15 protein-coding genes and 1 pseudogene are annotated in these 26,218 nt (G+C 60.8%); 11 read left to right on the forward strand and 5 right to left on the reverse strand.

Features of this window, described 5'->3' with window-relative positions; all coding sequences use genetic code 11:
- The first annotated feature begins 138 nt into the window (after positions 1-138).
- The 6 genes and pseudogenes from GJU48_RS11125 (at position 139) to GJU48_RS11150 (ending at position 12,218) form a co-directional block, all read left to right on the forward strand.
- Positions 139-1,443: an MdtA/MuxA family multidrug efflux RND transporter periplasmic adaptor subunit gene (locus GJU48_RS11125; protein WP_094953372.1), complete on the forward strand. Its 1,305-nt coding sequence runs from the start codon at positions 139-141 to the stop codon at positions 1,441-1,443.
- Positions 1,440-4,541 carry an MdtB/MuxB family multidrug efflux RND transporter permease subunit gene (locus GJU48_RS11130; protein ID WP_094953373.1) on the forward strand — a complete coding sequence of 1,034 codons (3,102 nt, stop codon included), beginning with the start codon at positions 1,440-1,442 and terminating at the stop codon, positions 4,539-4,541. Before GJU48_RS11125 ends, GJU48_RS11130 begins: the two co-directional genes overlap by 4 nt.
- Positions 4,538-7,645: an efflux RND transporter permease subunit gene (locus GJU48_RS11135; RefSeq protein WP_094953374.1), complete on the forward strand. Its 3,108-nt coding sequence runs from the start codon at positions 4,538-4,540 to the stop codon at positions 7,643-7,645. The genes GJU48_RS11130 and GJU48_RS11135 overlap by 4 nt, the downstream gene beginning before the upstream one ends.
- Positions 7,642-9,117: an efflux transporter outer membrane subunit gene (locus GJU48_RS11140; RefSeq protein WP_094953376.1), complete on the forward strand. Its 1,476-nt coding sequence runs from the start codon at positions 7,642-7,644 to the stop codon at positions 9,115-9,117. Before GJU48_RS11135 ends, GJU48_RS11140 begins: the two co-directional genes overlap by 4 nt.
- Before the next feature lie 203 nt (positions 9,118-9,320).
- Positions 9,321-11,417, forward strand: a pseudogene (locus tag GJU48_RS11145) (putative bifunctional diguanylate cyclase/phosphodiesterase).
- A gap of 54 nt (positions 11,418-11,471) precedes the next feature.
- Positions 11,472-12,218 carry an SDR family oxidoreductase gene (locus GJU48_RS11150; protein WP_094952335.1) on the forward strand — a complete coding sequence of 249 codons (747 nt, stop codon included), beginning with the start codon at positions 11,472-11,474 and terminating at the stop codon, positions 12,216-12,218.
- A 311-nt stretch (positions 12,219-12,529) separates the two neighbouring features.
- On the opposite strand, the gene mapR is transcribed toward GJU48_RS11150, so the two are convergent.
- From mapR to GJU48_RS11165, 3 genes are all read right to left on the reverse strand, one after another.
- A complete protein-coding gene (gene mapR / locus GJU48_RS11155) occupies positions 12,530-13,939 on the reverse strand; it encodes a GntR family transcriptional regulator MpaR (RefSeq protein ID WP_094952336.1) in 1,410 nt (469 codons plus the stop codon).
- 94 nt (positions 13,940-14,033) lie between these two features.
- Positions 14,034-15,443 carry a cytochrome c oxidase accessory protein CcoG gene (gene ccoG, locus GJU48_RS11160; RefSeq protein ID WP_094952337.1) on the reverse strand — a complete coding sequence of 470 codons (1,410 nt, stop codon included), beginning with the start codon at positions 15,441-15,443 and terminating at the stop codon, positions 14,034-14,036.
- A gap of 184 nt (positions 15,444-15,627) precedes the next feature.
- Entirely contained in the window at positions 15,628-15,867 is a 240-nt protein-coding gene (locus tag GJU48_RS11165; RefSeq protein WP_094952338.1) for a DUF3203 family protein, read from the reverse strand.
- A gap of 122 nt (positions 15,868-15,989) precedes the next feature.
- Here GJU48_RS11165 and GJU48_RS11170 point away from each other — a divergent pair, with 122 nt between their 5' ends.
- Entirely contained in the window at positions 15,990-16,505 is a 516-nt protein-coding gene (locus tag GJU48_RS11170; protein WP_094952339.1) for an MgtC/SapB family protein, read from the forward strand.
- Here GJU48_RS11170 and GJU48_RS11175 read toward each other — a convergent pair.
- Positions 16,494-16,748: a M10 family metallopeptidase C-terminal domain-containing protein gene (locus GJU48_RS11175; RefSeq protein ID WP_155295989.1), complete on the reverse strand. Its 255-nt coding sequence runs from the start codon at positions 16,746-16,748 to the stop codon at positions 16,494-16,496. The genes GJU48_RS11170 and GJU48_RS11175 overlap by 12 nt on opposite strands.
- A gap of 147 nt (positions 16,749-16,895) precedes the next feature.
- Positions 16,896-17,054: a hypothetical protein gene (locus GJU48_RS24875; RefSeq protein ID WP_174245633.1), complete on the reverse strand. Its 159-nt coding sequence runs from the start codon at positions 17,052-17,054 to the stop codon at positions 16,896-16,898.
- A 204-nt stretch (positions 17,055-17,258) separates the two neighbouring features.
- Between GJU48_RS24875 and GJU48_RS11180 the strand changes: the two genes are divergently transcribed.
- The 4 genes from GJU48_RS11180 to GJU48_RS11195 all read left to right on the forward strand — a co-directional run bounded on the left by GJU48_RS11180 (position 17,259) and on the right by GJU48_RS11195 (position 26,218).
- Positions 17,259-19,247, forward strand: coding sequence for an alpha-1,4-glucan--maltose-1-phosphate maltosyltransferase (locus tag GJU48_RS11180; RefSeq protein ID WP_094952341.1), 1,989 nt, complete (start codon positions 17,259-17,261; stop codon positions 19,245-19,247).
- Between the two features lie 171 nt (positions 19,248-19,418).
- Complete coding sequence (treS, locus tag GJU48_RS11185; RefSeq protein ID WP_094952342.1) at positions 19,419-22,766, forward strand: maltose alpha-D-glucosyltransferase; 3,348 nt, start codon at positions 19,419-19,421, stop codon at positions 22,764-22,766.
- A complete protein-coding gene (gene glgB / locus GJU48_RS11190; protein WP_094952343.1) occupies positions 22,763-25,000 on the forward strand; it encodes a 1,4-alpha-glucan branching protein GlgB in 2,238 nt (745 codons plus the stop codon). The genes treS and glgB overlap by 4 nt, the downstream gene beginning before the upstream one ends.
- 51 nt (positions 25,001-25,051) lie before the next feature.
- Positions 25,052-26,218, forward strand: coding sequence for a GGDEF domain-containing protein (locus tag GJU48_RS11195; RefSeq protein WP_094952344.1), 1,167 nt, complete (start codon positions 25,052-25,054; stop codon positions 26,216-26,218).

A 26,218-nucleotide genomic window follows, 5' to 3' on the forward strand; every position in this document is an offset into this window, starting at 1 on the left:
GGCTTAGCTAAATAGCGACTGGACTAAGGCCAGAAGTTAAAAGTTGTAAGTCCAAGGTAAATTGCCGGTAAAGGCGCTTTTCTTAATGCGCCCCAGTGCTTATCTTTCAGCCTCCTAAAGAAGAAGCTCTCGCGCCCAATGGTTGATCACTCGATGCAATCCTCCCCCCGCAACTCCCGTCGCTGGCTGTTCGGCCTGCTCGTGCTGCTGGTTATCGCCGGCCTGTGCTGGAAGTTCTGGCCTGCCAGCCATAAGGATGGCGCCGCCCAGAAACCGGCCGGGCACACCGGCAAGACGGGGATGGCGCGCCCTGGCTTCGGCGGTTCCACCGGCCCGGTGCCGGTGCGTGTGGCACCGGCGGTGCTGGGGGAATTCCCGGTGTACTACAAGGCCTTGGGCACGGTGACCGCGCTCAACACCATTAATGTACGCAGCCGGGTGGGCGGTGAGCTGGTGAAGATCGCCTTTGAAGAAGGGCAGATGGTCAAGGCCGGTGACCTGCTGGCGGAAATCGACCCGCGCAGCTACCAGAACGCCTTGCTTCAGGCTCAGGGCACGCTGATGCAAAACCAGGCCCAGCTGAAAAACGCCCAGGTTGACGTGCAGCGTTACCGCGACTTGTATGCCCAGGACAGTATCGCCAAACAGACCCTGGACACCGCCGAAGCACTCGTCCTGCAATACCAGGGCACGGTCAAGACCAACCAGGGCGCGGTGGACGACGCCAAGCTCAACCTCGAATTCACCAAGATCCGTGCGCCGATCAGCGGCCGGGTGGGCTTGCGTCAGGTCGATGTGGGCAATTTGGTGGCCGCCAACGACACCACCTTCCTCGCGGTGATCACCCAGACCCAGCCGATCAGCGTGGTCTTTACCCTGCCGGAAAGCACCCTGGACACCGTGCTCGCCCGTTACCACGCCGGCAACAAGCTGCCGGTGGAAGCCTGGGACCGTGGCGACACAAAAAAACAGGCAGTCGGCGTGCTGCAGAGCCTGGATAACCAGATTGACGTGACCACCGGCACCCTGAAATTCAAGGGCCGTTTCGATAACAAGGACCAGGCGCTGTTCCCCAACCAGTTCGTCAACGTGCGCCTGCTGGCCGATACCTTGCACAACGTAGTGCTGGCGCCGTCCGCTGCGATCCAGTTCGGCAACAACGGCACCTTTGTCTACAAGCTCGATGGCGACAAGAAGGTCAAGGTCCAACCTTTGGTGGTCGGTGATACCGACGGCGACAACACCGTGATCAAGGAAGGTTTGGTCGCGGGTGACCGCGTCGTCATGGAAGGCACCGACCGCCTGAAGGAAGGCAGCGAAATCGAAGTGGTCAACGACAGCACTGAAGTGCCGACCACGCCGACCGAACACCTGCAAGGCAAACCCGCGGCCAAAGGGGAGACCGGCGCTGACGCCGGCAAGGCGCAAAAGGTCGGTTCATGAACCTGTCGCGCCTGTTTATCCTTCGCCCGGTTGCCACTACGCTGAGCATGCTGGCCATTGTCCTGGCCGGTATTATTTCGTATCGCTTGCTGCCGGTTTCGGCCTTGCCCCAGGTGGATTACCCGACGATCCGGGTAATGACTCTGTACCCCGGCGCCAGCCCCGATGTGATGACCAGCGCGGTAACAGCGCCGCTTGAGCGCCAGTTCGGGCAAATGCCCGGGCTGACCCAGATGGCGTCGACCAGCTCCGGCGGTGCGTCGGTGCTCACGCTGCGTTTCAACCTCGACATCAATATTGATGTTGCCGAGCAACAGGTGCAGGCCGCGATCAACGCGGCAACCAACCTGTTGCCCAAGGATTTGCCGGCGCCGCCGGTGTACAACAAGGTCAACCCGGCGGACACCCCGGTGCTGACCCTGGCGATCACGTCCAAGACCATGCTGCTGCCCAAGCTCAATGACTTGGTGGACACGCGCATGGCGCAAAAAATTGCGCAGATCAGTGGCGTCGGCATGGTCAGCATCGCCGGTGGCCAGCGCCAGGCCGTGCGCATCAAGGTCAACCCCGAGGCCCTGGCCGCCAATGGCTTGAACCTGTCGGACGTGCGCACCCTGATCGCTGCCTCCAACGTCAACCAGCCCAAGGGTAACTTCGACGGCCCCACGCGGGTGTCGATGCTCGACGCCAACGACCAGTTGGTCTCGCCCGAGCAATATGCCGAATTGATCCTGGCCTACAACAATGGCGCGCCGTTACGCCTTAAAGATGTGGCGCAGATCGTCGACGGTGCCGAAAACGAGCGCCTTGCCGCCTGGGCCAACGAAAACCAGGCCGTGCTGTTGAATGTTCAGCGCCAGCCGGGCGCCAACGTGATTGAGGTGGTCGACCGTATCAAGGCGTTGCTGCCGAGCATCACCGACAATCTGCCGGCCGGCCTTGAGGTCACAGTGCTCACCGACCGCACCCAGACCATCCGCGCCTCGGTTACCGATGTGCAACACGAATTGCTGATCGCCATTGCCCTGGTGGTGATGGTGACGTTCCTGTTCCTGCGCCGCTTCAGCGCCACGATCATTCCGTCGATTGCCGTACCGCTGTCGCTGATCGGCACCTTTGGCGTGATGTACCTGGCGGGTTTTTCCATCAACAACCTGACACTGATGGCCCTGACCATCGCCACCGGCTTTGTGGTGGACGATGCCATCGTGATGCTGGAGAACATCTCACGTTACATCGAAGAGGGCGAGACGCCGCTCAATGCGGCGCTCAAGGGCGCCAAGCAGATTGGCTTTACCTTGATTTCCCTGACGCTGTCGTTGATTGCGGTGTTGATCCCGCTGCTGTTCATGGCTGACGTGGTCGGGCGGCTGTTCCGCGAATTCGCCATCACCCTGGCGGTGGCAATCCTGATTTCCCTGGTGGTCTCGCTGACCCTCACGCCGATGATGTGCGCGCGCCTGCTCAAGCGTGAACCCAAGGAAGAAGATCAGAGCCGTTTCTACAAGGCCAGCGGCGCGTGGATCGACTGGTTGATCGCGCGTTATGCAAGCATGTTGCAGTGGGTACTCAAGCACCAGCCGCTGACCCTGCTGGTGGCTATCGCTACCCTGGGCCTGACCGTGGTGCTGTACCTGGTGGTGCCCAAGGGCTTTTTCCCGGTGCAGGACACCGGGGTGATCCAGGGCATTTCCGAGGCGCCGCAGTCGATTTCGTTTGCTGCCATGAGCCAGCGTCAGCAGGAATTGGCCAAGGTCATCCTGGCTGACCCGGCGGTGGACAGCCTGTCGTCCTACATTGGCGTGGATGGCGATAACGCCACCCTCAACAGCGGGCGCCTGCTGATCAACCTCAAGGCCCACGGCCAGCGCGACTTGAGCGCGGCCCAGGTGATCACGCGGTTGCAGCCGCAAATCGACAAGCTGGTGGGCATTCGCCTGTTCATGCAGCCGGTGCAAGACCTGACCATCGAAGACCGCGTGAGCCGCACTCAGTACCAATTCAGCATGTCCTCGCCCGATGCCGATCTGTTGGCGCTGTGGAGCGATAAGCTGGTGCACACCTTGCGCCAGTTGCCGGAACTCACCGACGTCGCCAGCGACCTGCAGGACAAAGGCCTGCAAGTGTTCCTGGTGATTGACCGCGACGCTGCCTCGCGCCTGGGCGTGAGTGTGTCGACCATCACCGACGCGCTGTACGACGCCTTCGGCCAGCGGCAGATTTCCACCATTTACACTCAGGCCAGCCAGTACCGCGTGGTGCTGCAGGCGCAGTCCGGTGAAACCCTCGGCCCTGCGGCGCTGAACCAGATCTACGTGAAAACCACCGACGGCGGCCAAGTGCGGCTGTCGAGCCTCGCCCACGTGGAGCAACGCCAGGCGCAGTTGGCGATCTCGCACATCGGCCAGTTCCCGGCGGTGATGATGTCGTTCAACCTGGCCCCCGGCGTCGCGCTGGGTAAAGGCGTGGAGCTGATCAACCAGACCCAGAAAGACATCGGCATGCCGATCGGGGTGCAGACCCAGTTCCAGGGCGCAGCACAGGCCTTCGAAGCGTCGCTGTCGAGCACCTTGTTGCTGATCCTGGCAGCGGTGGTGACCATGTACATCGTGCTCGGCGTGCTCTACGAGAGCTATATCCACCCGATCACCATCCTCTCGACCTTGCCGTCGGCTGCGGTGGGGGCCTTGCTGGCGTTGCTGCTCAGCGGCAATGACCTGGGCATGATTGCGATCATCGGCATCATCTTGCTGATCGGTATCGTGAAAAAGAACGCGATCATGATGATCGACTTCGCCCTCGACGCCGAACGCAACCAAGGCCTGGACCCGCAGACCGCGATTTATCAGGCGGCGCTGTTGCGTTTCCGGCCGATCCTGATGACCACCTTGGCGGCCTTGTTTGGCGCGGTGCCATTGATGTTGGCCACCGGTTCCGGCGCCGAGTTGCGCCAGCCATTGGGCCTGGTGATGGTTGGCGGCTTGCTGGTGAGCCAGGTCTTGACCCTGTTCACCACGCCGGTGATCTACCTGTATTTTGATCGTCTGGGCCGTCGCTGGCGCAAAGAGCCGCAAAGCCTGGAGCCGGTTGAGTCATGAACCTGTCCGGACCGTTTATTCGCCGGCCGGTAGCGACCATGCTGCTGAGCCTGGCGATCATGTTGCTGGGCGGCGTCAGCTTCAATTTGCTGCCGGTGTCGCCGCTGCCGCAGATCGACTTTCCGGTGATCGTGGTCTCGGCCAGCTTGCCCGGTGCCAGCCCCGAGGTGATGGCGTCCACCGTGGCCACGCCGCTGGAGCGCTCGTTCGGTGCGATTGCCGGTATCACCACCATGAGCAGTTCGTCGAGCCAGGGCTCGACGCGGGTGATCCTGGCGTTCGACTCCGACCGAGATATCAACGGTGCGGCGCGTGAAGTGCAGGCGGCGATCAACGCCTCGCGCAACCTATTGCCCAGCGGCATGCGCAGCATGCCGACCTACAAGAAGATCAACCCGTCCCAGGCACCGATCATGGTGCTGTCGCTGACCTCCGACGTGCTGCAAAAGGGCCAGTTGTATGACCTGGCGTCGACGATCCTCTCGCAAAGCCTGTCCCAGGTGCCGGGTGTGGGCGAAGTGCAAATCGGCGGCAGCTCCTTGCCGGCGGTGCGTATTGAGCTGGAACCCAAGGCCCTCGACCAGTACGGCGTGGCCCTGGACGATGTGCGCAACACCATCGCCAACGCCAACCAGCGCCGGCCCAAGGGTTCGTTGGAAGACGGCGAGCGTAACTGGCAGATCCAAGCCAACGACCAGCTGGAAAAAGCCAAGGATTACGAACCGCTGCTGATTCGCTACCAGAATGGCGCGGCCTTGCGCCTGGGCGATGTAGCGAAGATCAGCGACGGCGTGGAAGACCGCTACAACAGCGGCTTTTTCAACAATGATTCGGCGGTGCTGCTGGTGATCAACCGCCAGTCCGGCGCCAACATCATCGAGACGGTCCGGCAGATCAAGGCGCAGTTGCCGGCGTTGCAGGCGGTGCTGCCGTCCAGCGTCAAGCTCAACCTGGCCATGGACCGCTCGCCGGTGATCACCGCCACCTTGCATGAAGCCGAGATGACCTTGCTGATTGCCGTGGCCCTGGTGGTGCTGGTGGTGTACCTGTTCCTGGGTAACTTCCGCGCCTCGTTGATCCCGACCTTGGCGGTGCCGGTGTCGCTGGTGGGCACCTTTGCGGTGATGTACCTGTTCGGTTTCTCGTTGAACAACTTCTCGCTGATGGCCTTGATCCTGGCCACCGGTTTGGTGGTGGACGATGCCATCGTGGTGCTGGAGAACATTTCCCGGCATATCGACGACGGCGTGCCGCCAATGAAGGCGGCGTACCTGGGCGCGCAGGAAGTCGGCTTTACCTTGCTGTCGATGAACGTGTCGCTGGTGGCAGTGTTCCTGTCGATCCTGTTTATGGGCGGCATCGTCACCAACCTGTTCCGGGAGTTTTCCATCACCTTGTCGGCGGCGATCATCGTTTCGCTGATCGTCTCGCTGACCTTGACCCCGATGCTCTGCGCGCGCTGGCTCAAGCCGCATGTCAAAGGCCAGATGACCGGTTTGCAGCGCTGGAGCCACAGGGTCAACGAGCGCATGGTTGCGGTCTATGCCACCAGCCTGGACTGGGTGCTGCGCCACCGGCGCCTGACCCTGCTCAGCCTGTTGCTCACCGTGGGCGTGAACATCGCGCTGTACGTGGTGGTGCCGAAAACCTTCATGCCGCAGCAGGACACCGGCCAGTTGATCGGTTTTGTGCGTGGCGACGATGGGCTGTCGTTCAGTGTGATGCAGCCCAAGATGGAGATCTTCCGCCAGGCGGTCTTGAAAGACCCGGCGGTGCTCAGCGTGGCCGGGTTTATCGGCGGCAACAGCGGCACCAACAACGCGGTGATGCTGGTGCGCCTCAAGCCGATCGCTGAGCGCAAGCTCTCGGCCCAGGCGGTGATCGAACGTATCCGCAAGGAAGTCCCGCTGGTACCGGGTGGGCGTCTGTTCCTGATGGCCGACCAGGACCTGCAATTTGGCGGCAGCCGCGACCAGACCAGCGCGCAATATTCCTACATCCTGCAAAGCGGCGATTTGGCCGCGTTGCGCCTGTGGTACCCGAAAGTGGTCGCGGCCCTGCGTGAGCTGCCGGAGCTGACCGCCATCGACGCCCGTGAGGGCCGTGGTGCGGCGCAGGTGACGCTGATGGTCGACCGCGATCAGGCCAAGCGCCTGGGCATCGACATGAGCATGGTCACGGCGTTGCTGAACAACGCCTACAGCCAGCGGCAGATCTCCACCATCTATGACAGCCTCAACCAGTACCAGGTGGTGATGGAGGTCAACCCCAAATATGCCCAGGACCCGATTACCCTGAACCAGATGCAGGTGATCACGGCCACCGGCGCGCGGGTGCCACTGTCGACCATTGCCCATTACGAAAACAGCCTGGCCGATGACCGCGTCAGCCATGAAGGCCAGTTCGCCTCGGAAGACATTGCCTTCGACATGGCGCCTGGGGTGACGGTGGAGCAGGGCACGGCCGCTATCGAGCGGGCGATTGCCAAGGTGGGCTTGCCCGAAGATGTGATCGCCAAGATGGCCGGCACCGCCGATGCCTTCGCGGCGACCCAGAAGGGCCAGCCATTCATGATCCTCGGCGCGCTGGTGGCGGTGTACTTGGTGCTGGGCATTCTGTATGAAAGCTACATTCACCCGCTGACCATCCTCTCGACCTTGCCGTCGGCGGGTGTCGGCGCGTTGCTCTCGATCTACTTACTGGGTGGCGAGTTCAGCCTGATCTCGCTGCTGGGGTTGTTCCTGCTGATCGGGGTGGTGAAAAAGAACGCGATCCTGATGATCGACCTGGCCCTGCAACTGGAGCGCCACGACGGCATGAGCCCGTTGGAATCGATTCGCAGCGCCTGCTTGTTGCGGCTGCGGCCGATCCTGATGACCACACTCGCCGCGATCCTCGGCGCCTTGCCGCTGCTGCTGGGCTCCGGCGACGGCGCGGAAATGCGCCAGCCGCTGGGCCTGACCATTATCGGCGGCCTGGTGTTCAGCCAGATCCTGACCCTTTACACCACCCCGGTGGTTTACCTCTATCTCGACCGCGCGCGCCACCGCTTCAACGCCTGGCGCGGTGTGCGTACCGATGCTGCCTTGGACACTGCGCTATGACCGATTCAACGTTTGCCAAATTGGCCATGAGCATGCCCCGTGGTTCCCGCGTCGCCAGCCTGGTGCTGTGCGCGGCCTTGCTCAGCGCCTGCGCCATCGGCCCCGATTACAAACGGCCGGAGGTGGTCGAGCCGGTGCAATTCAAGGAGGCCCAGGGCTGGAGTCAGGCGACGCCGAGTGACTCCCTGGCCCGTGGCGCCTGGTGGGAGCTGTACGGCGACCGCCAACTGAACGACCTGGTGACACGCCTGAACAACTCCAACCAGACCGTGGCCCAGGCCGAAGCACGTTTTCGCCAGGCCCAGGCGCAGGTGCGCAGCGCGCGCGGTGCGTTTTTTCCGACGGTGGACTTGAGCGCCGGCAAGACCCGCGCCAGCCAGGGCACTGGTAGCAGTAATGCGAGCCTCAGCAGTTCCAGCAGCGGTATTCGCGACACGCTCAACGCGCAATTGGGCGTGAGTTGGGAGGCGGACGTGTGGGGCAAATTGCGCCGTGGCCTGGAGGCCAATGAAGCGACTGCCGAGGCCAGTTCGGCGGACCTGGCGGCGATGCGTTTGAGCCAGCAATCGGAGCTGGTGCAGGACTACCTGCAATTGCGGGTCATGGATGAACAGACGCGTTTGTTGCAAGCCACACTGGACACTTACCAGCGCTCGCTGAAAATGACTGAAAACCAATACCGCGCCGGTGTGTCGGGCAAGGATGCGATCGCCCAGGCGCAAACACAGCTCAAGACGACCCAGGCGAGCCTGATCGACTTGATCTGGCAGCGTGCACAACTGGAGAATGCCATTGCGGTGTTGATCGGTGAGGCGCCAGCCAATTTCAACCTGGCCGTGAGCAAGGATATTCCTGCATTGCCGCAGATTCCCGTGAGCTTGCCGTCGCAATTGCTGGAGCGTCGTCCGGATATTGCTTCGGCTGAGCGGTCGGTGATGGCTGCCAACGCGAATATTGGTGTGGCCAAGGCGGCCTATTATCCGGATTTGACCTTGAGCTTGGCGGGTGGGTATTCCAGCAGTACTTATGCGAATTGGATCAGTTTGCCTAATCGGTTTTGGTCGGTTGGGCCTAAGTTGGCGATGACGTTGTTCGACGGTGGGCAGCGGTCGGCGGAGGTTGATCGGACTGTGGCGTCTTATGACGAGACGGTGGCTAAGTATCGCCAGACGGTGCTGGATGGGTTCCGTGAGGTGGAAAACTACATGGTGCAGTTGAAGGTGCTGGAAGACGAGGCGGTCGTCAGTAACGAAGCCTTGGATGCGGCGCGTGAATCGCTGCGGTTGACCGAGAACCAGTATAAGGCGGGGTTGATTGCTTATCTGGATGTGGTGACGGTGCAGGCTACGGCGCTTAGTAATGAGCGGACGGTGCTGACGTTGTTGCAGACGCGGTTGGTGGCGAGTGTGCAGTTGATTGCTGCCTTGGGTGGTGGGTGGGATGGGCAGACGTCGGTTGCTGGCAAGGAGTGACTGAGCACCTTGCGTAACCCAAACAACGGATATGTACTCAAATCCACCCCCCACCCCACCATTCCCAAGCCAGCAAATTGACGTCAAAACGCCACTAATGGCCCCTTGATAATTAATCAACTGTCCAATAATTATTCTCGCTACAATCGCCCGCTTTGCCACCTGCCACGGGCCTTCAATGCCCGTCAGTCTTGAGAAACCCCATGCTGATCGGTAGCTATTCCCCCTCCCTGGTCGTGATCTCGCTGTTCGTCGCCATCCTGGCGTCCTACACCGCGCTGGACCTCGCCGGCCGCATCGCGACCACCAAGGGCCGCGCGGTGTATTTGTGGATGACGGGCGGTGCATTGGCGATGGGCGTAGGCGTGTGGTCCATGCATTTTATCGGCATGTAGGCCTTACACCTGCCGTTTGCCCTGGGGTTCGACCTGAGCATCACCGCGCTGTCGCTGCTAATCGCCGTGTTGTCCAGCGGCTTTGCTTTGTGGCTGGTCAGCCAACCACGCCTGCCCGCGTGGCAACTGGGGTTTGGCGCATTGATCATGGGCGCGGGCATCAGCAGCATGCACTACACCGGCATGGCCGCAATGCGCATGACCCCGGGTATCGACTACGATCCCACCCTGTTCGGCGCCTCGTTGCTGATTGCCGTCGGGGCGTCTGGCGCAGCCCTGTGGATCGCCTTCAACCTGCGGCGCAACACGCCGTACGTGCGCCTGGCACGTGGCGGGGCAGCGGTGGTGATGGGCATTGCGATCGTGGGCATGCACTACACCGGCATGGCGGCGGCACGTTTTGACGACGACAGTTTCTGCGGCGCCGCGCTGACAGGGCTGAGCGGCACAGGCCTGGATAACTTGGTGCTGGTCACCTCGTTGGCGGTGTTAACCATCGCGTTGCTGACCTCCTTGCTCGACGCACGCCTGGAGACGCGCACTGCCGTACTCGCCGACTCCCTGAGCCTGGCCAACCAGGAACTGACCCACCTGGCCCTGCATGACATGCTCACCGGTCTGCCCAATCGCACCTTGCTCGCCGACCGCATTCAACAAGCCATCCAGGCGGTGAAGGAGCAGGGCGGTTGCTTTGCGTTGATGTTTATCGACCTGGATGGTTTCAAACCGGTCAACGATGCGTTTGGTCATCACATGGGCGACCAGTTGCTGCGCGAAGTGGGCCTGCGCTTGCGCGAAGATCTGCGCAGCCAGGACACCCTGGCACGCATCGGCGGTGATGAATTTGTATTGCTGGTGCAATTGACGCAGCCGGACGATGCCATGGGCTTGGCTGAACGCCAGGTCGGCTTGATCAACCGTGCGTTCACGGTGGCCGAGCATGAGCTGAAAATCTCCGCCAGCATCGGTATCGCGCTGTTTCCGGGCAACGGCGGCAACCCCGAGGAACTGTTGATGAATGCTGACGCCGCGATGTACCACGCCAAGGGCATGGGCAAGAACGGCTACAGCTTCTTTGACGTGTCGATGAATACCAACGCGCGCAAACAACTGCAGTTGCTGCAGGACCTGCGCAATGCCCTGGAGCACGAGCAGTTTCGGTTGTATTACCAGCCTAAGTTCGATGCGCTTAGTGGTCTGCCTGTCGGCGCCGAAGCACTGCTGCGCTGGGAGCACCCGCAGCAAGGTTTACTGATGCCGGCGGCCTTTATCGAGCTGGCGGAAAAGACCGGGTTGATCATCCCGATCGGCGAGTGGGTGCTGAATGAAGCGTGTCGCCAGATGCGCGTGTGGTACGCCCAGGGCTATGAAGACTGGCGCATTGCCGTGAATCTGTCGGCACTGCAGTTTTGCCATGTCGGGTTGGTCAACAGTGTCGCCGCCGCCCTCGAACGTCACCAGTTGCCGGCCAACAGCCTGACCCTGGAAATCACTGAAACCACCGCCATGAGCGATGCCGATGCGAGCATGACGGTGTTGCAGCAGTTGTCGGACATGGGTGTGGACCTGTCCATCGACGACTTTGGTACGGGCTATTCCAGCCTGATGTACCTCAAGCGCTTGCCGGCCAACGAGTTGAAGATCGACCGTGGTTTTGTTCGCGACCTGGAGCATGACAGCGACGATGCGGCCATCGTTTCCGCGATCGTCGCCCTCGGCCAGGCTCTGGGGCTGCGGATTGTCGCTGAAGGTGTGGAGACCGATGTGCAGCAGAGTTTCCTGACGCGTTTGGGTTGCAACTCGCTGCAAGGCTACTTGCTGGGGCATCCCTTGCCGGCTGAGGGTTTCATGGCCGACATCCAGCGCGCCAAAGAGGCGGTAGCGCCTGACAAGAGCGGTGGGTGACGGGTATTCTTGGATCCAACCTTAAACAGATGGTTGAATCAGGAGACTGCACGCATGGACAAAGTCGTCATCATCACCGGGGGCAGCCGTGGCATCGGCGCCGAGACGGCATTGCTGGCTGCTCGCGAGGGCTACCGTATCTGCATCAACTACCAGTGCGACGAAAAAGCCGCCCATAGTGTGCTGGAACACGTTCGCGCCCTGGGCGCCCAGGCGATTGCAGTGCGTGCGGATGTCAGCATCGAAGATGAAGTGATCGCGCTGTTCAATCGCGTGGATGCGGAACTGGGCCGTGTGACCGCGCTGGTCAATAACGCCGGTACCGTGGGGCATAAGTCGCGGGTCGATGAGATGTCCGAGTTCCGCATCCTGAAGATCATGAAGACCAATGTGCTGGGGCCGATGCTGTGCGCCAAGCACGCGGTGCTGCGTATGTCACCCAAACATGGCGGGCAGGGCGGCAGTATTGTCAATGTGTCGTCGGTGGCCGCGCGTCTGGGGTCGCCGGGTGAATATGTCGACTACGCCGCCTCCAAGGGCGCGCTGGACACCTTCACCATTGGCCTGTCCAAAGAAGTGGCGGGTGAGGGGATTCGCGTCAACGCCGTGCGCCCTGGCTATATCTTTACCGACTTCCACGCGCTCAGTGGCGACCCGGACCGCGTCAGCAAACTGGAGTCCGGCATTCCCATGGCCCGTGGCGGTCGCCCGGATGAAGTGGCGGAAGCGATCATCTGGCTGCTGTCGGACAAGGCTTCCTACACCACCGGGGCATTCCTGGATTTGGGCGGCGGGCGCTGATATTGATAAAAAAGACCATTTCCTGACAAGGAAATGGTCAGCAAATAAGCGTAAGGCAGCCGGTGTTAATGATGTTTTGCCCACAGTATGCGATCGACCCGTTCCCCTATACGTTGTTTCGGCCCGAGCTGTTCCCGATCAGACCATTTCCTGACAAGGAAATGGTCAGCAAATAAGCGTAAGGCAGCCGGTGTTAATGATGTTTTGCCCACAGTATGCGATCGACCCGTTCCCCTATACGTTGTTTCGGCCCGAGCTGTTCCCGATCAGCGTCCATAGCGCAAACGAAATTGGCGACCTTCACTTTGCCCTCAAAATGACCGCACAATCCGCCCCAACGTCTCCATTGCCTTCTCCGACGCCTCGGTCCACGGGCTGCCATAATTCAAACGGATACAATTCCTGAAGCGCTGAGTCGCCGAAAAAATCGGCCCCGGCGCAATGCTGATGCCCTGTGCCAGGGCCATCTGGAACAACTTCAGCGAATCGGTCTGTTCCGGCAGTTCCAACCACAGGAAATACCCGCCGGCCGGCTGGCTGACCCGCGTCTGTGCGGGGAAGTAACGGGCGATGGCGGCCAGCATGGCGCTTTGCTGCTCTTCCAGGGCGTAACGCAATTTGCGCAGGTGCCGGTCATAGCCACCATGTTGCAGGTAGTCGGCAATCGCTGCCTGGGCCGGCATCGAGGGGCACAACGAGGTCATCAATTTGAGGCGCTCGACCTTCTGCGCATAACGCCCGGCCGCGACCCAGCCGACGCGGTAACCCGGCGCGAGGCTCTTGGCAAAGGAACCGCAGTGCATGACCAACCCTTCGGTGTCGAAGGCCTTGGCCGGTTTCGGTGCTTGTTGCCCGTAATACAACTCGGCATACACATCATCTTCGATCAGCGGCACCTGGTGGCTGCGCAGCAGTTCTACCAGCGCTTGTTTTTTCGCCTCCGGTAAGGTGGCGCCCATGGGGTTCTGGAAACTGGTCATGGTCCAGCAGGCCTTGATCGGGTAACGCTCAAGGCTTTGCGCCAAGGCGTTGAGGTCGATGCCATCGCGCGGGTGCACGGGGATTTCCACCGCCTTGAGTTTCAGGCGTTCCAGCACTTGCAGGCAGGCATAAAACGCGGGGGCTTCAATGGCGACCAGGTCGCCCGGCTCGGTCACGGCCTGCAAGCACAGGTTCAACGCTTCGAGGGCGCCGTTGGTGATCAGCAGCTCCTCCATGGGCAGCATCAGGCCGCCGACCATGTAACGCAGAGCAATCTGTCGACGCAGTTGCGGGTTGCCCGGTGACATGTCGGTGACCACCAGGCGAGGGTCCATCTCGCGGCTGGCGCTGGCCAGGGAGCGGGCCAGGCGCGGCAACGGAAACAGCATCGGGCTGGGGAAGGCCGAGCCGAAGGGCACCGTATTGGGGTCCTTGATGGAGTCGAGCACCGAAAACACCAGCTCACTCACATCCACTTCAGTGGACTCATGCACGTGCTCGCTTACCACCGGCTCGGAAAACGGGCTCGGCGCATGGGCGTTGACGAAGTAGCCAGAACGCGGCCGCGCGCGAATCAGCCCACGGCGCTCCAGCAGGTAGTACGCCTGGAAGACCGTGGACGGGCTGACGCCATAGGTCTGGCTCGCATAACGCACCGACGGCACCCGCTGGCCGGGCCCGAGGACGCCGGAGCGGATCAGTTCTGCGATGTCATCGGCAAATTTTTCGTAGCGTTTCATGAGGGCCTAATTAGCTTTGTAAAAGTGTACGCAGGGCTAAAGGTGGGAGCTGGCAAGCCAGCTCCCACCATTGATCGTTTGTGTTTGCCAGACCTCAGCGGTTCATCGGCGCCACAAAGCGGCTATCGGCAGCACTGTAGATCCACGGTTCATCCACATCCGTCACCTTGAAGCGCAGGGGCTGCGAACTGCTCGCCGGTTTGTCGGCCAACAACGCCACCGACACCGGCACATCGCTGATTTCCCCCGGTGCCAGGCTGATTTCGGTCTTGCCTTGCAACTCGAAGCCATCGGCATCCACCAGTTCCAGACGGTAGTCCTGGCGCTGCTGGGTCTTGTTGATGACCTTGAGGCTGTAGATGTTTTCGATCAAGCCCTGACTGTTTTCGCGGAACATGCCACGGTCCTTGGTCACGTCGAGCGATACCATCGGCCGCCCCACAAGGGCCACCACCAACGCGGCGATCATCACCAGCAGCACGGCACTGTAGCCGATCAGCCGCGGCCTGAGCAGGTGGGTTTTGCCGCCTTGCAGTTGGTGTTCGGAGGTATAGCTGACCAGGCCACGGGCATAGCCCATCTTGTCCATGATCGAATCACAGGCGTCGATGCAGGCCGCGCAGCCGATGCACTCCATTTGCAGGCCGTCGCGGATGTCGATGCCGGTGGGGCACACCTGCACGCACAGCTGGCAGTCGATGCAGTCACCCAGGCCGACATCGGCAGGCTTCACCTCGCGCTTGCGTGGCCCACGGTTTTCTCCACGGGCCACGTCGTAGGAAATGGTCAGCGTGTCCTTGTCGAACATCACACTCTGGAACCGCGCATAAGGGCACATGTGCATGCACACCGCTTCGCGCAGCCAACCGGCATTGATGTAGGTGGCGGCCGTAAAAAACAGCACCCAGAACAGGCTCACACCACCCATTTGCCAGGTCAGCAGCTCCAGGGCCAAGGGGCGGATGGGCGTGAAGTAGCCGACAAAGGTCAGCCCGGTCAGCACGCTAATACCCAGCCACAACGTATGTTTGGCCGAGCGCCGCGCCAGTTTGTTCAGGCTCCAGGGTGCCGCCTGCAGTTTGATGCGTTGGTTGCGCTCACCCTCGGTGATTTTTTCGCACCACATGAACAGCCAGGTAAACGAGCTTTGCGGGCAGGTGTAGCCGCACCACACGCGGCCTGCAAACACGGTAATCGCAAACAGGCCGAAGGCGCAGATGATCAACAGCGCTGACAGCAGGATGAAGTCCTGGGGCCAGAAGGTCGCACCAAAGATGTGGAACTTGCTTTCGGCCAGGTCCCACAGCACGGCTTGCCGTGCACCCCAGTTCAGCCACACGGTGCCGAAAAACGCCAGGAACAGTAGGGCTGCACCGCTCACGCGCAAGGTGCGGAACAGGCCGGTGAAGCTGCGGGTATGGATCAGGTTATCGCTGGTTTTGGCCTTCACCTTCTTTGGGTGTATGGGCTCAAAGGTTTCCACGGTGGGGGTTCTTTCGCTCATGGTCGTTCGCTCATCAGCCTCCATCAGGCCGATGAACTATGAACGCCGCTCTGTTTGCATAACAGACTCAGCTAGGGCGATAAAAATCGGATCAGATGGGTTTTGCAGGCGGGCCTGCGACGATCTGCTGCACCCCGTGGCGCCTGGAGTGCAGCGCTATCGAGCGGGTGCTGATACAGATCAATCAAATCACCGAATCACTGTCGGTCGCCTTCAAGTGTTTACGCCCATCCACGGCGCCGGCGACGGTCAATGCGTCGGCTTGCGCTTCGGTGATGTAGATTCGCTCGCCTTCCACCACCACAAAAGACATGGACTTGAGGCTGTCGGTAAGGACCTCTATCTCAGGCGCCGGCAGGCTGCGTTCCTGGCCGTTTTCGTCGACCTTGAAGTAGCACGTTTGGTTGTCGATACGTACAGGCATGGTGATCTCCTTTTCCGTAGGCTGGTAATTGTTAGGGCTCACCACTGTGCCAAGCGTTCCAGGCAACTGACTGGCGGTCGCCGCTGTCCATCGTTTATCAATAATCACAAAGGACCGCTTCCATGAACGCCTGGTGGCATGAAGTGTGGCAAACGCTGCAAGCCGAATTCGCCGACATCGCTGATGCGAAGCAACTCACTCAGATCACCGTGCGCCTGCTGATCGCCGCGATCCTGGGCGGTATTCTCGGCTTTGAACGTGAGCACAAGGGCAAGGCGGCGGGCGTGCGTACCCATATGCTGGTGGCATTGGGTGCGGCGCTGTTTGTATTGGTGCCGCAGATGTCCGGTAATCAGGCCGATGCCATGAGCCGCGTCGTGCAGGGGGTGATTGCGGGGATTGGCTTTCTTGGCGCCGGCACCATCCTCAAAGGCAAGGAAGATGAGGACGGCCAGCACGTCAAAGGCCTGACCACCGCTGCCGGCCTTTGGATGACCGCTGCGATTGGGGTTGCCGCGGGTATGGGCCGCGAATCGACCGCGGTGCTCAGTACGTTGTTGGCCTTGGCGGTATTTAGCGTGATGCCCCGGATTGTCAGGGCGTTCGAGGCCCATGATGACCGCCGGTCAGATCAGTAGGTCCTTTTCTTTCACTTGGCCGAATATCTTCGCGACCAGCGCCGGCTCCCCTTTGATGCCGGAAATCACCAGCACACTGGCATTATTTTCACGCGAGTATTTCAACTGCATCTCGCCACTGGCGCCGGATAATTGGTTGACCCAGTGCAGGGGTTTATTGAGCTGCTTACTAATACCGGTGACGTCGATTTTGTCTCGGTCAGCGACGAAATTCCTGATTTCGGAGGGGTGTGTCAGCGTCAGATCAGTATGGGAACGGTCGGTTGGATTTGGGGTTTTCCTTTAATGTAGGTGGGAAATTTCGACTATTAACGTCCGCCTGCACGTCTTGGTTCGATTGCCACCATTACGCGGATTGAGCAAGCGGACGTCGAACCAGCAGCGAATACGTCAGAGGATGACCGGCGGCTCGCTTGTTGGAGGTTCCTGCACTGGCGGCGGCTCATTTTCAGGGGGTTCCTGTTCAGGAATCGGCGGTGGCTGCGCAGGCGGTAATGTCGGATCGTCGATATTCGGATCAGGTGTTTCAGCCGGGATCGGGATATTCATCGGTGTGGCCTCCTTTGTGCTTTGCTCTACCGGTGGACAACCGCCGGGGAGATTTGATTCCCCGCCCAATGGCGGCACATCCACCTGAACTTTTGCGCTGACGGCAGGCTCGGACCTATTACGGCCCTGCTCAGGGAGAGCGCTGCCGCCTCAGAATTCGGATCAAGCAAAGAGCGTCCACAGGGCGTAAGGGGAAGATGCTCGATGACTGCTGAAACACTGGCTCCAGACGATTCTTTATTGCCACTGTCCCAGGCGCTGCTGCTGCCTAGGATCGCTATCGAAAGCACCGCGCCCGTGATCGACGGCGGCGAATTTGCTGTAAAGGCGGTGGTTGGCCAGCGGGTCAACGTCACCAGTAAGGTGTTCGCCGACGGCCATGACAAGCTCGCCGTGCTGATTCGCTGGCGCCCGCTGCAGGACGAAAGCTGGCACAGCGTGGTCATGGCAGATGTGGGCAACAATGGCTGGGAGGGCGCGTTTAGCGTGACCCAGCAAGGCCCCCATGAATATTGCATCGAAGCCTGGATCGATACGTTCGCCAGCTTCTGCTACGAATTGCGTAAAAAGCACGAAGCCGGCGTGCCGGTCAGCCTGGAATTGCAGGAAGGCCGCAGCCTGGTGCTGCAGGCCGCTGAGCGCAGTGACAATGAGCTGCGTGACCGCCTGATGCTGTTGCACCATGAACTCTCCGGGCTGCTGGAAACCGAGCAGGTCGCACAATTTTTGCACGAAGACAGTGCGCACTTGATGACCCAGGCCGACCACCGCGCCTACTTGAGTATCAGCCCCGTCTACCCGATTGACGTTGAGCGTGAGGCTGCGCAGTTTGCCAGCTGGTATGAGCTGTTTCCCCGCTCGATTACCGACGATCCCGCGCGTCACGGCACCTTCAACGATGTTCACTCGCGGCTGTCGATGATCCACGACATGGGCTTCGACGTGCTGTATTTCCCGCCGATTCACCCGATTGGTCGCAGCCACCGCAAAGGCAAGAACAATTCCCTGACCGCCGGCCCGGATGATCCCGGTAGCCCGTACGCGATTGGCAGCGAGGAGGGCGGCCATGAGGCCATCCACCCACAATTGGGTAGCCGCGATGACTTCCGCCGACTGGTCAAGGCCGCCGCCGAGCATGGTTTGGAGATCGCCCTGGATTTTGCCATCCAGTGTTCCCAGGACCACCCGTGGCTCAAGCAGCACCCCGGATGGTTCAACTGGCGCCCGGACGGCACCATTAAATACGCCGAGAACCCGCCGAAGAAGTATCAGGACATCGTCAACGTTGACTTCTATGCCGCCGACTCAATCCCCAGCCTATGGACCGAGCTGCGCGACGTGGTGGTCGGTTGGGTAGAAGAGGGCGTGAAGACCTTTCGCGTCGACAACCCGCACACAAAACCGCTGCCGTTCTGGCAGTGGCTGATCAGCGATGTGCGCGCCAAACACCCGGACGTGATCTTCCTGGCCGAGGCGTTCACCACCCCTTCGATGATGGCGCGCCTGGGCAAGGTCGGTTACTCGCAGAGTTACACCTATTTCACCTGGCGCAACACCAAGGCCGAGCTGAGCGAATACTTCGCGCAGTTAAACGAGTCGCCGTGGCGCGAGTGTTACCGGCCGAATTTCTTCGTCAACACGCCGGACATAAACCCGGGCTTCCTGCATCAGTCCGGCCGACCAGGCTTTTTGATCCGCGCGGCGCTTGCCACCATGGGCTCGGGCCTGTGGGGCATGTATTCGGGTTTCGAACTGTGCGAAGCCGCCCCGGTGCCGGGCAAGGAAGAGTACCTGGACTCGGAAAAATACGAGATCCGCCCACGGGACTTCACCGCGCCGGGCAACATCATTGCCGAGATCGCCCAGCTCAACCGTATCCGCCGGCAGAACCCTGCGTTGCAGACCCACTTGGGCCTGAAGCTCTACAACGCGTGGAACGACAACATTCTGTACTTCGGCAAGCGCAGTGAAGACGGCAGCAATTTCATCCTCGTCGCCGTCAACCTCGACCCGTTCAATGCCCAAGAGGCGGATTTCGAGTTGCCGCTGTGGGAAATGGGCTTGCCGGATGATGCCCAGACCCAAGGCGAAGACTTGATGAACGGCCATCGCTGGACTTGGTACGGCAAGACCCAGTGGCTGCGGCTGGAGCCGCACACCCCGTTTGGAATATGGCGCATCACCACTTCCTAAGCCGAGCCTGATCTTCAGACTGATGAAGAGTAAAGGTGGGAGCTGGCTTGCCTGCGATAGCGGTCTGTCAGTGGCAGATTTTTTGCCTGACACACGGCTATCGCAGGCAACCCAGCTCCCACATCGAACGCGCCCCTTCAGGTCAATGTTCAAGCATTTCAGGAGTTTCCAATGGCGAAGAAACCCAAGGCTGCCACCTTTATCAAAGACCCGCTCTGGTACAAGGACGCGGTGATCTACCAGGTTCACGTCAAATCCTATTTCGACTCCAACAATGACGGCATCGGTGACTTTCCCGGGCTGATCGCTAAGCTCGACTACATCGCCGACCTGGGCGTGAACACCATCTGGCTCTTGCCGTTCTACCCCTCGCCACGCCGCGATGACGGCTATGACATCGCCGAATACCGTGGCGTGCACAGCGATTACGGGACCATGGCCGACGCTAAACGCTTTATTGCCGAAGCGCACAACCGCGGGCTGCGGGTTATCACCGAACTGGTGATCAACCACACCTCCGACCAGCACCCCTGGTTCCAGCGTGCGCGCAAGGCCAAGCCGGGTTCGGCCGCTCGAGACTTCTACGTGTGGTCCGACGACGACCAGAAATACGACGGCACCCGCATCATTTTCCTCGACACCGAGAAGTCCAACTGGACCTGGGACCCGGTCGCCGGCCAGTACTTCTGGCACCGGTTCTATTCCCACCAGCCGGACCTCAACTTCGACAACCCGCAGGTGATGAAAGCGGTGCTGTCGGTGATGCGTTACTGGCTGGACATGGGCATCGACGGCCTGCGCCTGGATGCCATCCCGTACTTGATCGAGCGCGACGGCACCAATAACGAGAACCTGCCGGAAACCCACGACGTCCTCAAGCAGATCCGCGCCGAGATCGACGCGCATTACCCGGACCGCATGCTGCTCGCCGAGGCCAACCAGTGGCCGGAAGACACGCAGCTCTACTTTGGTGACAAAAAGGGTGATGACGGCGATGAGTGCCACATGGCCTTTCACTTCCCGCTAATGCCGCGCATGTACATGGCCCTGGCCCAGGAAGATCGCTTCCCCATCACCGACATTTTGCGCCAAACCCCGGAGATCCCTGCCAACTGCCAATGGGCGATCTTCCTGCGCAACCACGATGAACTGACCCTGGAAATGGTCACCGACAAAGAGCGTGACTACCTGTGGAACTACTATGCCGCCGACCGTCGTGCACGGATCAACCTGGGTATTCGTCGGCGCCTGGCGCCGCTGATGGAGCGCGACCGCCGTCGCGTTGAATTGCTTAACAGCCTGTTGCTTTCAATGCCGGGCACGCCGACCTTGTATTACGGCGATGAGATCGGCATGGGCGACAACATCTACCTCGGCGACCGTGACGGCGTGCGCACGCCGATGCAATGGTCCATCGACCGCAACGGCGGCTTCTCCCGCGCCGACCCGGCCAGCCTGGTGCTGCCGCCGATCATGGATCCGCTTTACGGCTACCAGTCGGTCAACGTCGAGACTCAGGCCCAGGACCCGCACTCGCTGCTGAACTGGACCCGACGCATGCTGGCGGTGCGCAAGCAGTCCAAGGCCTTTGGCCGGGGCAGTTTGAAAATGCTCTCGCCGAGCAACCGCCGTATCTTGGCCTATACCCGCGAATACACCGGCGACGATGGGCGCAACGAGATCATCCTGTGCGTGGCCAACGTGTCGCGCAGTGCCCAAGCGGCCGAGCTGGACTTGTCGGCCTTTGCCGGCATGGTGCCGGTGGAAATGCTCGGCGGTAATGCCTTCCCGCCGATTGGCCAGCTGAATTTCCTGCTGACCCTGGCGCCGTACGGTTTCTATTGGTTCGTGTTGGCGGCGGAAAACCAAATGCCGAGCTGGCATGTGGAACCGGCGCAGAGCATTCCGGACTTCACTACGTTGGTGCTGAAAAAACGCATGGAAGAGTTACTCGAAGAACCGTGCCGCACCACTTTGGAGCACACCTCGCTGCCGGCCTGGCTGCCCAAGCGGCGCTGGTTCGCGGGCAAGGACACCGCCATCGACAGAGTGCACATCGCCTACGGCGTGCGCTTCGGCGACCCGCAGTACCCGGTGCTGCTCAGCGAAATCGAGGTCAGCAGCGGTGGTCAGGTCAGTCGCTACCAACTGCCGTTCGGCTTTCTCGGTGAAGACCAGTTCACCAGCGCCTTGCCGCAGCAGTTGGCGCTGGCCCGCGTACGCCGAGCGCGTCAGGTGGGCTTGGTGACCGATGCCTTCAGCCTCGAGCACTTTATTCGTGCGGTGATTCACGGCCTGCAAGCCGGCACGGTGTTGAACACCCGTGAAGGTGATTTGCGCTTTGAGGCCACGCCGAACTTGGCCCAGTTGCAACTGAGCGATGAGTCGCAGGTGCGCTACCTGGCGGCCGAACAGTCCAACAGCTCCGTGGTGGTGGGCGAAAGCCTGGTGCTCAAACTTATCCGCAAAGTCAGCGCCGGGGTACATCCGGAGCTGGAAATGAGCGCTTATTTGACCGCCGCCGGCTACCCGAATATCTCGCCGCTGCTGGGCTCGATGATTCGCCATGATGCCGAGGGCCATGACAACCTGCTGATGATCGCCCAGGGCTACTTGAGCAACCAGGGCGATGCGTGGGGCTGGACCCAGAACAACCTGGAGCGCGCGATTCGCGACGAGCTGGCTGAAGCCATCTCCGAGCAGGAACAGCACTACAACGCCTTGGGTGAGTTGAAAGACTTTGCCGGCCTGCTCGGCCAGCGCCTGGGTGAAATGCATGGGGTGCTGGCGGCGAAAACCACCAACAAGGCCTTCAACCCCGAAGCCACCACGGTCAAGGATACACAGGCCTGGGCCAAGGACGTCGGGGCGCAGATCGACCGCGCGCTGCACTTGCTCAAGCTGCATCAAAACCAATTGAACCCTGCCGATCAGGCGCGGGTCAGTGAGTTGCTGGCGCAGAAAAAAGCCATCACCGGTCACGTTCAGGCCTTGGCGAAAGCCACGGCGGGCGGCTTACGGATTCGGGTCCACGGTGACTTGCACCTGGGCCAGGTGTTGGTGGTCAAGGGCGATGCTTACTTGATCGACTTTGAAGGTGAACCGGCGCGGCCGCTGCATGAGCGGCGCGGCAAGCACAGCCCGTATAAAGATGTGAGTGGCGTGCTGCGTTCGTTTGATTACGCTGCCGCCATGGCCCTGAATGTGCAAGGAGTGGATCACTCGCCCGAAGCGGATATCGCCCGTAAACGCGTGACCGAGCGTTACCTGAATGAAGCGCGAGAGGCATTTACCCAGGCTTATCATCAGGCGACGACTACACTGGCGCATGACTGGCAGGATGCCAAAGGCCAGAGCGCCGCGCTGACGTTGTTCAGCCTGGAGAAGGCCGCGTACGAAGTGGCCTACGAAGCGGAAAACCGCCCGACCTGGTTGCCAGTGCCGTTGCAAGGTTTGCACGGCCTGCTCAGCGGGCTGACACCTATATCGAAAACTGCACGCGGTGGGGAGACGTCATGAGCTTTACAAATAAAGAACCGCTGCAACCGAAATTGACTGCAATGCCGGCGTCCAAGGACGTCGAAGCACTGGTGCGCGCCGAGCACCATGACCCGTTCTCGATTCTGGGGCCGCATGATGACGAGCAGGGCGGGCAGTTTATCCGCGCGTTCCTGCCCGAAGCCCTGAGTGTTCAGGTCTTGGCGCGTGACAGCGGTGAACAGATCGGCAGCCTCGACGCGACTCAGGTGCCGGGTCTGTTTGTCGGGCATTTCAACACGCGCCAGGGTTACCTGCTGAAGATCCAGTGGGCCGGCGGTGAGCAGATCACCGAAGACCCTTACAGCTTCAACCAATTGCTCCTCGGTGAAATGGACCTGTACCTGTTTGCCGAAGGCAATCACCGTGACCTGAGCAGTTGCCTCGGTGCGCAGGTGACCAGCGTCGACGGCGTGCAGGGTGTGCGCTTCGCCGTGTGGGCGCCGAATGCCCGGCGTGTGTCGGTGGTGGGCGACTTCAATATCTGGGACGGCCGCCGTCACCCGATGCGCCTGCGTCATCCGTCTGGCGTGTGGGAAATCTTTATCCCACGCCTGCAACCGGGTGCGGCCTACAAGTACGAAATTCTCGGTGCCAACGGGATTCTGCCGCTCAAGGCCGACCCGATGGCACTGGCCACCCAACTGCCGCCCGACACCGCCTCGAAAGTCGCCGCGCCGTTGCAGGTGGACTGGCAAGACCATGAGTGGATGCAGTCGCGCGGCGACAAGCACAAGACCACGGCGCCGCTGTCGATTTATGAGCTGCACGTCGGTTCCTGGCAATGCGAGCTGGACGAGGCCGGCGAAGTATCGCGCCAGTACGGCTGGCGCGAGCTGGCCGATCGATTGATTCCGTATGTGCAGCAATTGGGCTTCACCCATATCGAGCTGATGCCGATTATGGAACACCCGTTCGGCGGCTCCTGGGGTTACCAAGCGTTGTCACAATTCGCTCCGAGTGCGCGTTTTGGCTCGCCGGAAGATTTCGGCTTTTTCGTCAATGCCCTGCACCAGGCCAATATCGGCGTGATCCTCGACTGGGTGCCAGCGCATTTCCCCACCGACACGCACGGCCTGGCCCAGTTCGACGGCACCGCGCTGTATGAATACGCCAACCCGCTGGAAGGCTTTCACCAGGATTGGGACACGCTGATCTACAACCTGGGCCGTACGGAAGTGCACGGCTTTATGCTGGCCTCGGCGCTGCACTGGCTTAAACACTTCCATGTCGACGGTTTACGGGTGGATGCCGTGGCCTCGATGCTGTATCGCGACTACTCGCGCAAAGCCGGCGAGTGGGTGCCCAACCGCCATGGCGGCCGCGAGAACCTCGAAGCCATCGATTTCCTGCGGCACTTGAACGACGTGGTGGCGCTGGAAGCACCCGGCGCGCTGGTGATTGCCGAGGAGTCCACCGCCTGGCCGGGTGTGAGCCAGAGCACGCAGCAAGGTGGCCTGGGTTTCAACTACAAGTGGAACATGGGCTGGATGCACGATTCCTTGCATTACATCCAGCAAGACCCGGTGTACCGCGCCCATCACCACAATGAGCTGAGTTTCGGCCTGGTGTATGCCTGGTCCGAGCGGTTTATCCTGCCGATCTCCCACGATGAAGTGGTGCACGGCAAGCATTCGCTGATCGACAAGATGCCCGGTGATCGCTGGCAGAAGTTTGCCAACCTGCGGGCTTACCTGAGCTTCATGTGGATGCACCCGGGTAAGAAATTGCTGTTCATGGGCTGCGAGTTCGGCCAATGGCGTGAGTGGAACCACGATCAGCAGTTGGACTGGTACCTGCTGCAATACCCCGAGCACCGGGGCGTGCAGAAGCTGGTCGGCGACCTGAACCGCCTGTACCGCGAGGAGCCGGCGCTGCACGAACAGGACGACGCACCTCAAGGGTTCCAGTGGCTAATCGGCGACGATGCGATCAACAGCGTCTACGCTTGGCTGCGTTGGAGCAAGGACGGCAAACCGGTATTGGTAGTTGCCAATTTCACCCCAGTACCGCGCGAGGCGTATTCGGTCGGCGTGCCGATTGCGGGGCGTTGGAGCGAGGTGATCAACAGTGATGCCGACACCTATGCCGGTTCCAACTATGGCAACGGTGGGGGAGTGTTCACTCAGGATGAGGCGCGCCATGGGCAACCGGTGTCGCTCTCGCTGAATCTGCCACCACTGGGTGTATTGATTCTGCGGCCGGAAGCCCTTTAAAGGCTCTAGCATGCCGGATTCTGTTGTCCGCACTACTGGCAGGGTGCCACAATGGCGCCTTTGTCGAGGCAGTCGAAACAGGCGTATTTCATGAATAGCCTTGGACGTGGGCAGGACCAGGATGGTTTTATCGAAGAGCAGGTGCGAACCGACCGGTTGCACCAGCTATTTCGCCAATCGTTCTCCGCCATTTTCGGCAGTTACCTGGCCGCCAGCATGCTCTGCTGGCTGTGTTGGGACCGCTTTGACCACCAGGTCATGCTGGTCTGGCTGCCGGTGCTGGCGGGCACCTCGCTGTTGCGCATCAAGATGTTCTTGGAGTGGTTTCGTTGCCCTATTAACGAGCGTACGCCCCAGCGTTGGGAGCGTCGTTACTGGGTGACGCTGATGCTGTCGGCGGGCGTGTGGGGCATTGGCGCGTTGGCGGTGATGCCCACGGACGACCGCCTATCCCAAGTGCTGGTCATGCTGTTTACCGTGGGCATGTCAGTCAGCGCGGTCTCGTGTTATTCAGCCTATCGCTACATGACCCTGGGCTCCATTGCCCTGGTGCTGATGCCGTGTACGCTGTGGCTGCTGTTCCAGCCCTCGTCGATGCAAGTGGGTGTGGCCATTGCGGTGCTGGTGTTCTCGTTTTTCGTGGCCAGCGCCACGCACAAACTGTCCGATGCCCTGGAAAAAGCCTTTCGCCTGACCCGGCAAATGGAGCGTGCGTACACGATTTCCACACGCGCCGCCCAGACCGACGAGCTCACCGGGCTGATGAACCGTCGGGCGTTTTTCGAACACGCCCAAGTGCTCTACGCGCAGTGTCGCCACAACCAGCAGCCGCTGTGCGCGCTGATGATGGACATGGACCACTTCAAAGATATCAACGACACCTACGGCCACCAGGCCGGCGACCAAGTGCTGCGCCAAGTCGGCGGGGTGATCAGTGCATCGTTTCGTCAGGCCGATGTCTACGGGCGGCTCGGCGGCGAGGAGTTTGCGGTGCTGTTGCCCAATACCTCACTGGAAACTGCACGGGGTATCGCTGAGCAACTGGTCAAGGCGATTTCCGGGCTGGCCTCCGCGCCGGTGCAGGGCTTGACCGCGAGCCTGGGCGTTGCCACCACCCGCAGCCTCGATCAGGACCTGCACAGCCTGATGAACACCGCCGACAAGGCGCTGTACCGCGCCAAGGCCATGGGGCGTAACCAGGTGGCGGTAGCAGAGTAG

The sequence above is a fragment of the Pseudomonas sp. IB20 genome, from assembly GCF_009707325.1.
Taxonomy (GTDB): Bacteria; Pseudomonadota; Gammaproteobacteria; order Pseudomonadales; family Pseudomonadaceae; genus Aquipseudomonas.

What these genes read in the sequence shown, in the direction of transcription:
- GJU48_RS11140 (WP_094953376.1), top strand. Translation starts at nt 7,642, where the DNA reads ATGACCGATTCAACGTTTGCCAAATTGGCCATGAGCATGCCCCGTGGT.
- GJU48_RS11165 (WP_094952338.1), bottom strand. Translation starts at nt 15,867, where the DNA reads ATGCCTGTACGTATCGACAACCAAACGTGCTACTTCAAGGTCGACGAA.
- GJU48_RS11125 (WP_094953372.1), top strand. Translation starts at nt 139, where the DNA reads ATGGTTGATCACTCGATGCAATCCTCCCCCCGCAACTCCCGTCGCTGG.
- glgB (WP_094952343.1), top strand. Translation starts at nt 22,763, where the DNA reads ATGAGCTTTACAAATAAAGAACCGCTGCAACCGAAATTGACTGCAATG.
- GJU48_RS11150 (WP_094952335.1), top strand. Translation starts at nt 11,472, where the DNA reads ATGGACAAAGTCGTCATCATCACCGGGGGCAGCCGTGGCATCGGCGCC.
- GJU48_RS11130 (WP_094953373.1), top strand. Translation starts at nt 1,440, where the DNA reads ATGAACCTGTCGCGCCTGTTTATCCTTCGCCCGGTTGCCACTACGCTG.
- treS (WP_094952342.1), top strand. Translation starts at nt 19,419, where the DNA reads ATGGCGAAGAAACCCAAGGCTGCCACCTTTATCAAAGACCCGCTCTGG.
- GJU48_RS11195 (WP_094952344.1), top strand. Translation starts at nt 25,052, where the DNA reads ATGGCGCCTTTGTCGAGGCAGTCGAAACAGGCGTATTTCATGAATAGC.
- GJU48_RS11170 (WP_094952339.1), top strand. Translation starts at nt 15,990, where the DNA reads ATGAACGCCTGGTGGCATGAAGTGTGGCAAACGCTGCAAGCCGAATTC.
- GJU48_RS11135 (WP_094953374.1), top strand. Translation starts at nt 4,538, where the DNA reads ATGAACCTGTCCGGACCGTTTATTCGCCGGCCGGTAGCGACCATGCTG.
- GJU48_RS11180 (WP_094952341.1), top strand. Translation starts at nt 17,259, where the DNA reads ATGACTGCTGAAACACTGGCTCCAGACGATTCTTTATTGCCACTGTCC.
- mapR (WP_094952336.1), bottom strand. Translation starts at nt 13,939, where the DNA reads ATGAAACGCTACGAAAAATTTGCCGATGACATCGCAGAACTGATCCGC.
- ccoG (WP_094952337.1), bottom strand. Translation starts at nt 15,443, where the DNA reads ATGAGCGAAAGAACCCCCACCGTGGAAACCTTTGAGCCCATACACCCA.
- GJU48_RS24875 (WP_174245633.1), bottom strand. Translation starts at nt 17,054, where the DNA reads ATGAATATCCCGATCCCGGCTGAAACACCTGATCCGAATATCGACGAT.